Source organism: Enterococcus sp. AZ063 (assembly GCF_051715045.1).
Taxonomy (GTDB): domain Bacteria; phylum Bacillota; class Bacilli; order Lactobacillales; family Enterococcaceae; genus Enterococcus_D; species Enterococcus_D casseliflavus.
Genome location: NZ_JBIOTA010000002.1, coordinates 59,678 through 72,240, shown reverse-complemented (window position 1 = coordinate 72,240; position 12,563 = coordinate 59,678). Strand labels below are relative to the sequence as shown.

At 35.2% G+C, this 12,563-nt stretch carries 11 protein-coding genes and 2 pseudogenes; 6 read left to right on the top strand and 7 right to left on the bottom strand.

The genetic code is table 11. The features are described from left to right. Positions 1 to 82: 82 nt before the first annotated feature. Entirely contained in the window at positions 83 to 805 is a 723-nt protein-coding gene (locus tag IGK61_RS18090; protein ID WP_438845062.1) for an MIP/aquaporin family protein, read from the bottom strand. Positions 806 to 1,192: 387 nt separating this feature from the next. Between IGK61_RS18090 and IGK61_RS18085 the strand changes: the two genes are divergently transcribed. Then, positions 1,193 to 1,513: a hypothetical protein gene (locus IGK61_RS18085; protein ID WP_438845061.1), complete on the top strand. Its 321-nt coding sequence runs from the start codon at positions 1,193 to 1,195 to the stop codon at positions 1,511 to 1,513. A 246-nt stretch (positions 1,514 to 1,759) separates the two neighbouring features. Here the strand turns inward: IGK61_RS18085 and IGK61_RS18080 are convergent, their stop codons facing one another. Together IGK61_RS18080 and IGK61_RS18075 are read right to left on the bottom strand one after the other, a co-directional pair. Then, on the bottom strand, positions 1,760 to 2,101 hold the full coding sequence (locus IGK61_RS18080; RefSeq protein ID WP_438845060.1) for a hypothetical protein: 342 nt from the start codon (positions 2,099 to 2,101) through the stop codon (positions 1,760 to 1,762). A gap of 767 nt (positions 2,102 to 2,868) precedes the next feature. Next, entirely contained in the window at positions 2,869 to 4,164 is a 1,296-nt protein-coding gene (locus IGK61_RS18075) for an ISL3-like element ISEfa11 family transposase (protein WP_422705353.1), read from the bottom strand. Positions 4,165 to 4,581: 417 nt separating this feature from the next. On the opposite strand from IGK61_RS18075, the gene IGK61_RS18070 reads away from it, so the two are divergent. From IGK61_RS18070 to IGK61_RS18060, 3 genes and pseudogenes are all read left to right on the top strand, one after another. Further along, positions 4,582 to 4,686, top strand: a complete 105-nt coding sequence (locus IGK61_RS18070) for a type I toxin-antitoxin system Fst family toxin (RefSeq protein ID WP_438845059.1) — start codon at positions 4,582 to 4,584, stop codon at positions 4,684 to 4,686. Positions 4,687 to 5,289: 603 nt separating this feature from the next. Next, positions 5,290 to 5,610, top strand: a complete 321-nt coding sequence (locus tag IGK61_RS18065; protein ID WP_438845058.1) for a hypothetical protein — start codon at positions 5,290 to 5,292, stop codon at positions 5,608 to 5,610. Between the two features lie 345 nt (positions 5,611 to 5,955). After that, a pseudogene (locus tag IGK61_RS18060) lies at positions 5,956 to 7,391 on the top strand (IS1182 family transposase). 213 nt (positions 7,392 to 7,604) lie between these two features. Here IGK61_RS18060 and IGK61_RS18055 read toward each other — a convergent pair. Together IGK61_RS18055 and tcmP are read right to left on the bottom strand one after the other, a co-directional pair. Further along, positions 7,605 to 8,312, bottom strand: coding sequence for a DUF5131 family protein (locus IGK61_RS18055; protein WP_438845057.1), 708 nt, complete (start codon positions 8,310 to 8,312; stop codon positions 7,605 to 7,607). After that, positions 8,305 to 9,555 (bottom strand): three-Cys-motif partner protein TcmP, encoded by a 1,251-nt coding sequence (tcmP, locus tag IGK61_RS18050; RefSeq protein WP_438845056.1) that lies wholly within the window; start codon positions 9,553 to 9,555, stop codon positions 8,305 to 8,307. The genes IGK61_RS18055 and tcmP overlap by 8 nt, the downstream gene beginning before the upstream one ends. A gap of 346 nt (positions 9,556 to 9,901) precedes the next feature. On the opposite strand from tcmP, the gene IGK61_RS18045 reads away from it, so the two are divergent. Both IGK61_RS18045 and IGK61_RS18040 read left to right on the top strand, forming a co-directional pair. Beyond that, on the top strand, positions 9,902 to 11,278 hold the full coding sequence (locus IGK61_RS18045) for a Y-family DNA polymerase (protein ID WP_438845055.1): 1,377 nt from the start codon (positions 9,902 to 9,904) through the stop codon (positions 11,276 to 11,278). Then, on the top strand, positions 11,262 to 11,756 hold the full coding sequence (locus IGK61_RS18040; protein ID WP_438845054.1) for a hypothetical protein: 495 nt from the start codon (positions 11,262 to 11,264) through the stop codon (positions 11,754 to 11,756). Before IGK61_RS18045 ends, IGK61_RS18040 begins: the two co-directional genes overlap by 17 nt. 204 nt (positions 11,757 to 11,960) lie before the next feature. Here IGK61_RS18040 and IGK61_RS18035 read toward each other — a convergent pair whose 3' ends face one another. Next, entirely contained in the window at positions 11,961 to 12,065 is a 105-nt protein-coding gene (locus IGK61_RS18035; protein WP_438845053.1) for a type I toxin-antitoxin system Fst family toxin, read from the bottom strand. Between the two features lie 136 nt (positions 12,066 to 12,201). Further along, a pseudogene (locus IGK61_RS18030) lies at positions 12,202 to 12,456 on the bottom strand (recombinase family protein); the annotation flags it as partial. Between the last annotated feature and the right edge of the window lie 107 nt (positions 12,457 to 12,563).

Genomic DNA, 12,563 nt, shown 5'->3' with positions numbered 1-12,563 from the left:
TGTCCTTTTCATGAAAAATTGTTCAAAAAATAAATATGTTAGGGTAATAGAAAATAGAAAAAAACCTATTACCCTTAAAAAATTACATTGGTAAAATCATAAACAATAATGCAGCTAAAATACCACCTATAATCGGACCAACAACAGGAACCCAAGAGTAGCCCCAATCCGATTCGCCTTTATTTGGAATTGGCAGAAAGGCATGCACAATCCGTGGACCTAAGTCTCGAGCTGGATTGATAGCATATCCAGTTGTTCCACCTAGAGAAAGTCCAATGGCCAAAATCAAAATACCAACAGCGATTGGATTCAACCCATCGCCAAATTTGCTCATGCCAAAAGCTAGCAAGGCAAATACCAATATAAAGGTTCCGATAATTTCGCTAATTAAGTTGGCTCCTAAATTACGAATGGATGGTCCAGTTGAGAATACACCTAAAATAGTCGCTTGATCTTTCGTTTCTTTCCAGTGTGGGTAGTAATGAATGTATACTAATACTGCTCCGATAATTGCACCGATCAGTTGACCTAAGATATAAGGAACAACCATTTCCCAGCCAATTTTTCCAGCAATGGCCATTCCAATCGTTACTGCAGGATTCAAATGTGCAAAGGACAAATAGCCAGCCGCATAAGCACTTATTGTAACTGCGCCCCCCCAGCCTAGAGTGATTGCAATCCATCCTGCACCTTCAGATTTTGTTTTACGTAAAATTACACCAGCCACGACACCATTACCCAATAAAACTAAAATCATTGTTCCTATAATTTCACCGATTATTTGCGTTGATATACTCGTGACCATAAATTCATCTCCATATAAATTATTTTTTGTTTTTTGTAATCGACTACAGAATTATTATATTAAATCTCTTATTTTGTTTTCAAGAGTATTTTTTTATAATATAATATTTAAGTCCGTAGTTAACATAATGCACAAAATGAACTTTACTTTGAATCCCCTCTTTTTGTTTTAACTGTTTTTTCGTTTTTCTTCGGAATCTTCTAAATTTGAATTTTTTTTATATAACTTTTTGAAACTAAGAAACATTGTTATATCAAGCTTTTAAAATTTATTTTACTAATTTTTCTTAAAAATACGTAGTTGAAAATCTTTTAGAAAGCGGTTACATTTTAAGCGTAAATATTATATAATATTTACGTAAATAAGAAAGATATTGGAGGGATATGTATGAAAAAAGTTGTCTTAGGATTTTTAGCTGTTTCTATGGGAATGTTTTCTTTAGTTGGTGTGAGTTCTGCGTATGCTGCTAACGATACATCTGAAGACACAATCGTTCAATATGATAGAACTATCACTGAGCCCAAAATGCTGACAGATACTTTTCATATGGTTTCTCCTAGAGTCCAAGTATTTAAATTTAGTATTTTATTTCCTGTAGGCATGTATCCGCCAAAAACATGGCAAACATTGGCTTACCTAGGGTATTTAGAAAGAGTAACATATGTTGGAGGAGGACAATATATCGGACATTACACAACTGGATGGTGATTTGGATGAATAATTTTGATTTATGGAAATGGGTTGCTAGTAAAAGACCTTACAACGGAAATTATAGTAAGAAAAATTGGTTATATGTGTTATTGATGTTAGGTCTTTTTATCGGGATAATGTTAGTGCACTATTTGATTTCTATTTTTTGGAAATAGCTGAACTACCTGTTAATCTAGAGAAATAATAGATCGTAAAAAAGACCGCTAGTCTTGCACACTAGCGGTCTTCGGTTGTTCTCATTTTTTAATTAGGATATACGGTGGTTATATGACCATATTTATGCGCATGTTTATTTGCGTTTGCCACAGCTGTTCCCGCAAACATATGCCATTCACTGTGATAACCACATGTATAACACTTCCAGTAATATCCCAAGCCACGTTCAGTTGCTTGTTCAGAATCAATAGTATTGGACTCATTAATATTCAGACCTGTTAGATCATTTTGGAGATAAGGATCCTTTATTACTTCTTGAGAGTGACTAGTATCTTTTTCAATATTATTTGCAGAGGCTATAACAGCGTTGCCGATTAATCCTAAACACAGTCCTAAAGCACCTACACCTAAAAATACGTTCTTTTTCATGAATAGATCCCTCCTAAGGATTAAAATAGAAAGCGCCTTCCTTCTATCTTTAGAATAAAGTAAAAAATCGATCCAGGTCAATAGGTACAAGTGTTATTTAATCATCTAGTTAACATAATGTACACTAGACAAAGTAGCCTCTGTATCAAGGGATACAGAGGCTTTGTTTGTGATTTTTAATTGGTCTAGGTTCAATGATTGAGAAAAAAGGGACGTTCCTGCACTTTATGACGACTGCTTGTTTGTGAAACTCATGACTTAGAGAAAGTAATAGCATGTTATTTTTTATGGGATACAACCCAGGAACGTGCCCTTTTCTTCACTGAGTAAAAAACAGACCAACGGCAGTCGGCTACTGTTGGCTAGCAAAGTATTCCTTAAGAAAGGACTGCTCAGATGTGTGAACTGATTGATTGCTTTTAGTATACGGAGGGAAGAGCGTTTCTGCAAGTGCGCTTTTTTTCTTTTGTGTGCGTTTTCTCCCAGAAAGCCAACAAAAGAAAACATGCATTTTAGAGAAGGGGTGCTATACTCTAGAAAAGGCACTTGCTTTCAGTGTACTAACTATCACCAAAAAAATCTTTCTATGAGATCAGGGCGTGAGAGGGCTTCCTAATTTGTATAGAAAGTACGAAGCGCACACGTTGCTCACTAGCGTGTGCGTTTTTGTTTTTCTTATTTTTATGGCTCTTTGTCAATAAGGACTGATGAGTTGCGTAAAATCAAATCTGGGTCAGAATGAACCACATTCTGGCTCAGATTTTTTGTTATCTTACATTGATTAATTGATTGATCAAAAAGATTCTAATTCTCATGTTCTCGAATGATTTAAATCCGTAGGATACTCGTTTCATTGTCTTTATGTGGGTATTCTTCGCTTCAATTTTTCCATTGGAATAAGGATAGATCATTGCGTTGGTGATGCCTTCTTCATAGGTGAGAAGGTTTTGAAGCTTCTCCCGAAAGCCGTCATCTAACGTTTCAGGAAGTTCTGCCAATAAGGAGAAAAATAAGTCAGGGTCTTTGTCTCGAAAGGCTTCGACTAATTCATGAAAAAAGGGATACGCCTCCTTTAGGGGCGCAGAAAACTCAAGCAATCGATCAATCATCATTGCTTCAGTGAGAAATGGGTATTTTGGTGCTCGGAAACTTTTCCATGTTTTGTACTCATAATGGTTGATGCTTGCACGATTTTTTAGCAAAAAGCGCCAGTTCTTTTTCAGTTTTTCTGCCTGGCTTTTCTGTCCTGCTTTACGAAGTTCATTCATTTCACGGATACGCAACTCATTGAACGCTTGATTCATGTGTTTGACAATATGAAACCGATCAATCACTATTTTCGCATTTGGCAGAACACGTTTGGTGAGCTGGAAGTAGGCAGCGTTCATGTCTGTAACCAAGAATTCTACTTCTTCTGGATTGGTACACCCTAAGAAATAGCTTGTTAATCGGGGTAATTTACGCGTAGGCAAAACATCAATTAATTTTCCTGTTTCGCCATCTGCACAAATAAAGCTCATTTTATCTTCTATGGAAGCGTGCGAACGAAATTCATCAACCATCAATACTCTGGGGAGAATCTTCTTAGATTGCTTTGGCAAATAGCTTTTAAACTCTTTCAACGTACGAATAACGGTGGTCAAAGATACCTGACAGCTTTTCGCAATAAAAGATAAAGATACTTTTTCAGTCAGTAAAGAAGCAATTTTATATCTAACATGATTTGCGATTGAATGTCTGGGTTGGACAAAATAACTTTGAGCCGTCCAATGGGTGCGACAGTTTTTACAGGTATAGCGTTGCTTTTTTAGGCGCATAACCAAAGGCATCTGATTGTATTGTTCAAAACGGACAATCGTTTCCTTTTTTCCATTTTTCACTATAATTGCTTTCCCGCTTCCATCTACCACAGTAGAACCACAACTTCTACAAGCACGAGGAGTAGGCGAGAGAACAGCATCGACGACCAACGTCTTTTTCTTCTGAAGGGTCTCGTAAGAGACCTCTGTAATCATCAAATCTTTCTCTATTATTCTCAGCATTTTTTTGATAGAATCATTCATATAGCATATCGTCCTCTCAGTTGTTTATTTTGTGGTGATTTAATCATACTAGAGAACGATATGTTTTTTAATACCTAAAATGAAAATGGGGCTGAAGAATCAATTCTGATTCATCAGTCCCATAAATTATAGAGCCATTTTTATAAACGTTCTAACAAAAGGCTGAAAGAAATGGATGAAATCGTTTTTCTTTTTGTTGTATGTTGGTCGGAAAACCGAATAAAAAGAAAAACGATCAGAGAGGGCTGTGTGAGACTCTCAGCGTTCGTTTAAGCCGTTTTAAAACAGTTTTAGTATAAAAAATCCCTTATTCTACTTTCAAAGCGCCTTACAGGCGGTCAGGGCAAGCCCTAACAACCCAAAGGCGGATATGATATACTCTAACTTGGCAACTTGCCCCGTAAGGGGGTGTTTCTCTTGTTAGATAAAATCTTCACATTGGTTATCGCACCAATCTTTGTTGGGTTAGTCATTGAACTAGTTTCTCATTGGTTAGACGAGAAAGACGATAATCGAAAGTAAGTTGCTTCTAGTACACACGCTAGCCGTCGCAACTAGCGCAAAAATAAGGGCAGACCTATTCGCCGTAGGTCTGCCCTTTGTGTTTTTTCTTGAGCAAAATTATCGCATTTCGCACCTTGAGTATACCAGCTTTATTTTTAAAAAGCAATGATTCAAATTTTAAAAACAGCTACAGCACCCCTTAAAACCTATTTATTTTTCGATCTAAAACGTTTTAAAACGTTTTGGTATTTATAAAAACATCAAAAGAAAATTAAAACTGCTCAAATCGGATTTTACGGGCGTTTAAATCGATCCTGGTTAATTGCTGGCAAAATCTTTTGCCAGTGTTTTAGGCTTTTTGAGGGATTTTTTTCACAAATTTTGTGTAAGAGCATAAGGGGAACCTGATATCAAAATGGATAGAAACCGCAGTGTGGTTTGGTTCTATCGTGATATCACTTTCTGACGAAAAATTGATAATTATGTGGTTTTCAAAATTTTACCGGTAAAAAACATTTAAATAATATGCCATTTTTATGAAATTAAAGCATTTGACAGCGTTTTTTCGTCTTGTTAAAATTATCACATAATAAATAATTATTTTTCTGGAAGGAAGTTACCATGAAAAGCAAATTAATTTTAAGTTTAAGTATATTAGGGTTAAGTGTTGCTATGTTAGGCAGGGAATCCTCTGTGTCCGCTCAAAGTGTGGGAGAAAATCATACTCATGAAACGACGCAATTATTAAAAAATGATAGTTTATTAAATCTTCAAGAATCTCACGAAGAAGTTAATCCTAATACGCGGATTTTTGGTTACAAATGGCGTTGCTATACTTGTGGGTACACTAGTGAATTACACTGGATTTCTAGTACAGCAGTAACTAAAGCTAATGCTCATGCTGCTAAATATGGACATAAGGTGACGGTTTACAATGCATAAAAACATTAAAAAAAGACATATTTTTAGTATTGTTAGCGTTATTTTAGGAATAAGCTTATTATTTTTAGGTTGGGAAATGCTCAGTTTCAGTAATTCTGGTTACTATTGGAAATGTTTAGAAACTAATCATGTAAGTCACAAACATTTTTTTTCTGATTCTGTCGTAACCAAAGCCAATGCTCATGCTACAAAATATGGACATAAAGTAACTATTTTAGAGTAAAAGAACGTAGTAAAAAGCACACTAATCATTTTAGTGTGTCAGACTGTAGACAAAGTACTAGTTTTTAGTGCTTTGTCTTTTTTATCCGTTAAAATAAGAGTATCAATTGGAGGTGTATCCAGATGCTCTCAAAACAAGATATGAGTAAACGCGCACAAATCGGTTTCTTTTCTCTTGAAGACTTGGTCCCACAGGACCATTTATTGCGGCAAATAGATCAATGTATTGATTTCTCCTTTATTTATGAATTGGTTAAAGAGAAATACGATGAAATCCAGGGACGTCCTAGCTTGGATCCTATTCTTCTAATTAAATTACCAATGATTCAATATCTATTTGGTATTAAAAGTATGAGACAAACAATAAAAGAAATAGAAGTGAATATCGCTTATCGCTGGTTTTTAGGTTTGAGTTTAGAAGATCCTGTTCCTCATTTTTCAACATTTGGTAAAAACTATACGCGACGGTTCAAAGGAACAGATCTCTTTGAAAAAATTTTTTATGAAATTCTAGAACAATGTATCGCTGAAGGTATCGTAGATACTTCGGAAGTATTTATTGATAGTACGCATATTAAAGCACATGCGAATCGTAACAAAAAAGAATCTGTCGAAGTAATGGAACAAGCTGTTTTTTATACAGATAAGCTGACAAAAGAAATCACCAAGAATCGAGAAAAACATTTAAAAAAGCCCTTAAAAGAAACAAACGCAGAAAGTAAAACCTCCTTGAAAAAAAGAAGTACGACTGATCCTGAAAGTGGTTGGTTTCACAAAGGTGAACACAAAGAAGTTTTTGCCTATAGCTCACAAGTGGCATGTGATAAACATGGATGGATACTAGGTTATACTACACACCCAGGGAACTTTCATGACAGTCGTACGTTTGTTTCTTTGTTTAACAAGCTCAAAGGAGCTTTTCCCCTAGAAAAATTGATTATGGATGCTGGGTATAAGACACCAGCAATTGCACAATTACTACTCGAACATAAATTGACCCCAATTTTCCCATATAAACGTCCGATGACTAAAAAGGCTATTTCAAGAAACATGAATATGTTTATGACGATTACTATAATTGTTATATCTGTCCCAATAATAAAATACTCTCTTATACCACTACCAATCGTAAAGGATATATCGAATACAAAAGCAATCCAAAGGATTGCAAAAATTGTCCTTTCTTATCTAAGTGTACCAACTCAAAAAATCATACCCAAGTAATCACTAGACATATTTGGGCTGAAGCTTTAGAAACCTGTGAAGAGATACGCCATCAAAGTTGGTTCAAAGAACTTTATAAAAAGAGAAAAGAAACCATTGAACGAATTTTTGGGACAGCAAAAGAATTTCATGGATTACGTTATACCAATCAAATAGGAATTGAAAAAATGCACATGAAAATTGGGCTTACTTTTGCGTGTCTTAATATGAAAAAGCTAGCAAAAATAAAAAGGATCAGAGCGCAAAAGAGGCGTTTTCCAAAAGGAAAACTGCCTAATCTATCGATTATTCATAGAATATTACATAGAAAAAAGACAAACCTCATATTTGTATAAGGTTTGTCTACAGTCTGAAATCAGGAAAGTATACTTTCCTGATTTCTCAATACATAAACTGACGTAATTATACTTACGATAATAATCAAATAGACCACACCAAGTATGTATAGAGTTATTCTATACATAAATAAGGATATTTCCTAATAACTTAATACACATATATAAACAAATTCAAATTTCTAGCATAACGATTAAAATTTTTAACACCTCTTATAATTCAGGCATTTCCTCGTAAATTTGACCGTCTAGTTCTCTTCCATTTTTCTTCTTATTCCATCCTCCCCATTGTTTAAAGAAAAATTTAGAATCATTAATTCTACATAAATCACGAATCTCTCTGACCCATTCTATTTCCATAGGCCTAGCACCGGGACCAGATTCTCCTCCAACTACCACCCATTGAATATTTTCCAAATTCATATTTTTCAGTGATCCCAGCAACGGTTCACAGGATAGGAATTTAATTTTCGCAGGAATGTTACGGATTAAATCTATACGTTTTAAATACTTATCATTTTCAACAGTTGTTCCAATCCAAATATTATTAGAAAAATTCAGCTTGGGACTTAGTTTTTTTAGCCGTTCTGGTCGTTTAGTAAGAACTTGAAAAGTGTGCCAATTAGCTCTATTCATTGTCTGAAAAACAGTCATAATGAACTCATCTGACACATCTTTATGAAATAAGTCTGACATTGAACAAACAAAAATCATGTGTGGTTTTTTCTTTTTCAGAGGTTGTAGTATAAGATCTTCATGCATTGTTACATTAAATCCATTTGAATACCTCGGATTTTTCATAGCTGTCAATCTTCTAGCCATTCTTTCTGCGTAACAATGATCACAACCGGGCGATACTTTAGAACAGCCAGTAACTGGATTCCAAGTTGAATCTGTCCATTCTATTTTTGTATTATTCATTACGCTCACCAACTTCTCTGAAATCATAGTATTTTTCTTTAATATTTTTTTTGGCACTTTTATGTTTTATCAGAACTTGATACACATTTTTTAAAATAGGGTCAATCTGTTGATTTGCATTAGGAGGTATAAAACTGTGTCCCTCTATAAATGCTTTATATGCTGTATTAGATACTATTTTTCCCTGAAACTGCTTATATATTATCTTAGCAAATTGTTCCGGACTGTAAAAATAATCTTTCTCGCTTACACCACTCGAGCGTTGGCTATCGTAATCATCCGCACAATCATCTGTAAATGAAAATAGGGCCAGCTGAAATACCTGTTTTTCTTCCGGTAATTGCTTATTTTTATTTTGCTTATTTTTCTTATATTCATTATAAAGAAAACTTTTCAACAATCTTTTAGTTTTAGGTGCTTTAGAAATCAAAACAATATCATAAACAACTACATCCCTAGAATTAAAGATCGGACCATAAGATACTAATTTTTTTTTAGATAATTCAGATACTTTATCTATTATTCTATTTCTTAAAAAACTTAAAGACCTTACATTAGGATCCGTTATCTGCCTTTTTATTTCTTCGAAAGGCATGTCATAAGTCTCTTCATATTTCTGTTTAGCTTTGTTGCTTGTTGCATTCTTAATCCCACGAATGACGTCTGATGTAAAGTGAGTTAGTATCACATCCACATCGCCAGATATCAAAAAAGGCTTTAAGCCTTCCCAATCAATTTTTGCTTGATAAGGATCATAGAATAGTAAAATATGTTTGTTCGTTCTTTCAGCATCACTTAAAATAGAAAGTGCTTCTTCCCTCAAGAAATATGACACATCCTGATTCGTAGAACAGAAACTGACATTCTGTTTTTCGCCAAATTCATCAACAGTTTTTTTCCAGATACACTGCTGACAAATAATTCTTTCAGGATCTACATCATTTACATAAATACCGAAGCTTTTCGCCTTATAACTATAACTATCATTATTTTGACTCAGAAATGATCTCATAGCTTCCTGCGAAGTACCATTAACTGCATGTCCTTTATCATTATATGCTCCACAATTTGACATACAATCAATAAAAACAACACCACTATATCCATAATTTAAAACTGCATGGTACCAAGCATCAATGTACTTTCGCATGAAGCTGATTTTATGGGCAGTTCCTACATGAGTCAAATTACTAATCTGCTTTAAGCACTCTTTAGAATCATAGATATTATTACACTTATTCATTTACTTCACCGTTTAAAAAATTACTAATTATTATGCATATATTATAACAAATAACGATACATTTCAAACTGGGAATTACTAATCTCAGGCGAAATTAGTCAAAATACTAAAGAAAAAAAACAAAACAATTTCATAAGTAGAAAAGTATACCGGTATACTTTTCTACTTTTCGTAGTGTTCGTTTTTAAATATATCTACATAAAAATATTCCCACCATTATACTAAAACATATATATTCAATAACACTATAAATAAAAAAGCCAAGTAATTCCCTTGACTAAAAATACGAACATATGTTCAAATGAGTATATAAAACGTAGCATTTTTGTAGAAAAGGGGCTTTATCATGGTTATGGAATTCGGTGTAAATCCAACATTTGATTACAACAAAGAGCCAGCTAGAGATATACTTTGTATCGATTGCAAAAGCTTTTATGGCTCTGTGGAATGCGTGGAACGTGGTCTTAATCCATTACAAGCTAAACTAGTCGTCATGTCCTATCCGTCGGATGATCCGAATTTACGGGGAAGTGGACTGATTCTAGCTGCAACGCCAGCTGCAAAGAAAGCCTACAATATCTCAAACGTAAGCAGGGCTAGGGATCTACCATTTCCGTATCCGGAAGATTTGATTATCGCACCACCACGAATGTCTTTGTACATGCGAAAGAATATGGAGATCAATAATATCTATAAAGAGTATGCAGACGAACAGAATCATGCTGTTTATAGTATCGACGAAAGCTTTCTGGACGTCACAGACTCTCTAAGGTTGTTTGGTGTTGATAGTGCAAGAGAATTAGCTAGAATGATCCAAACGGACGTGTACAAACGCACAGGAATCTATACAACCATCGGAATAGGTGACAATCCTTTATTGGCCAAGTTTGCTTTAGACCTAGAGAGCAAAAAGAATCCTGATATGAAAGCAGAATGGCGTTATGAAGACGTGAAAACGAAGCTGTGGTCCGTGAAAAACCTGACAGACGTTTGGGGGATCGGACGAAAAACAGCTATCAAACTATACCGCATGAATATCTTTACCATGAGAGACCTTGCTCATGCCAATTACTATGATTTAAAAAGAAAGTTTGGTGTGTTAGGTACACAGCTGTACGCAAATGCCTGGGGCATCGATCGATCGTTTCTTGGGCAAAAATACTCACCAAAATCAAAATCGATTGGCAATAGCCAAGTACTGAATCGGGATTACACAAGAAGAAAAGAAATTGAAGTCGTCATAAAGGAAATGGCAGACCAAGTAGCAACAAGATTACGGCGAGCTGGCGCAAAAGCGGAAGTGGTGTCACTTTGGATAGGGTATTCACTTGGGTACGTTGATCGCGCAGGCAATCGTGGTTTCAGTCAACAAATGAAAGTCCCGCCTACGAATAGCAGTAAACAACTCGCTAGCTATCTACTCCAGATATTTGATCGACATTACAAGTATCAAGATATTAGGAACGTTGGGGTAAATTGCTCAAAACTTGTATACTCGAACGCCTTGCAGTTAGATCTATTTGAAGATCCAGACACTCAAGTGAAAGAGCTAAAAATAGACTTTGTCGTTGATACTATTCGAAAAAAATACGGATTCAAATCGATCGTTCACGCAAATAGTCTCCTGAAAGGAGGACGTGCGATCGCTCGAAGCTCTTTGGTCGGTGGTCACGCAGGCGGCATGGCTGGAATCGAGGACGGTTCTCATGGTCAAGCGAACTAAGAAAAGCTTTTTAGATTATAACGAATACAGAGATCGGCCGTTTGGCTTAAAGTGGAGTACCGCATTTGCCATGGACGAATTAATGAAAGGTGTGAAAGAAAACGAAGCTTGGGCAACAAAGGAAATTGCAGCTCTTGAATTAATGAACCGAGAAGAAATCGATGTGATCCTTTCAGAATCGTTTCTGTATCATAAGCCAGTCTCTATTCAGCTCAATTCAAAAGACGAGTTTGGCCGCTTTTTAGAGCCTGTTGAAGGATATTTTCTAGGAGAAGCCTATGAGGATTATTTTGTAATAAGCGATCGGCAAATATTTTGGCCAGACGTTCGACACATAAAAATCAAAGCATTCGAAAAATGGTCTACAATAGATTACTTTGACAATAAGCCTTCCATGATTATATATCAAGAGTCATCTGAAGTCGTAGCAATAACAAATGAGTTCTTCCAACCGTTTTTAGACGACGATTCTGAGTAACTCCTTCAGCTTTTGACTGCGAAAAGGGCTCAGAATCGCCCTGTGTAGACCACTAGTTTGTATTTTCCGATATTTATGCTATAATATACTTGCGAAATGCGATAATTTTGCTCAAGAAAAAACACAAAGGGCAGACCTACGGCGAATAGGTCTGCCCTTATTTTTGCGCTAGTTGCGACGGCTAGCGTGTGTACTAGAAGCAACTTACTTTCGATTATCGTCTTTCTCGTCTAGTAGACGAGAAATCAACTCTAGAACCAATCCGACGAAGATTGGCGCGATAATCAATGCGATAATTTGTTCAATCAAGAAAAAACACCCCCGTTTCCGGGCAAGTTGCCTTATTCATTATAGCAAAGTTTTTCTATCAATAGTTAACCTAGCTGAACTACTACAAATCACTTGTCGTGTTTTATTTTACATGACTTATCTTTTCAAAAATCCCTTCTAATGTTTCAACTGAATTTTTTATTTTTGGCCGACCTTCTTTATAATTTTTCTTATTTGTTCTATGCCACTGCTTTCCTTCTTGAATTCTGGTATTGATTAAATCTCGGTCAAACTGCGCAAAGCTACCAAGTATGATCATCATCAATGATTACATCGAGTCTTTTTTATCCTGTTCAAACGTCAAAGCATTGTCTAAAAAAGCAACTGTCACACCTGATTCGTTTAAAGTAGAAATAATAGAATTGAAATCTTAGAATTACTCTCTAAACACCTATAAAAAACAATTAAATGTAAAAAAGAAGTGAGTTAATTTAACTCACTTCCTTTGTTGTACAGCCATTAGACAGAAAATATATA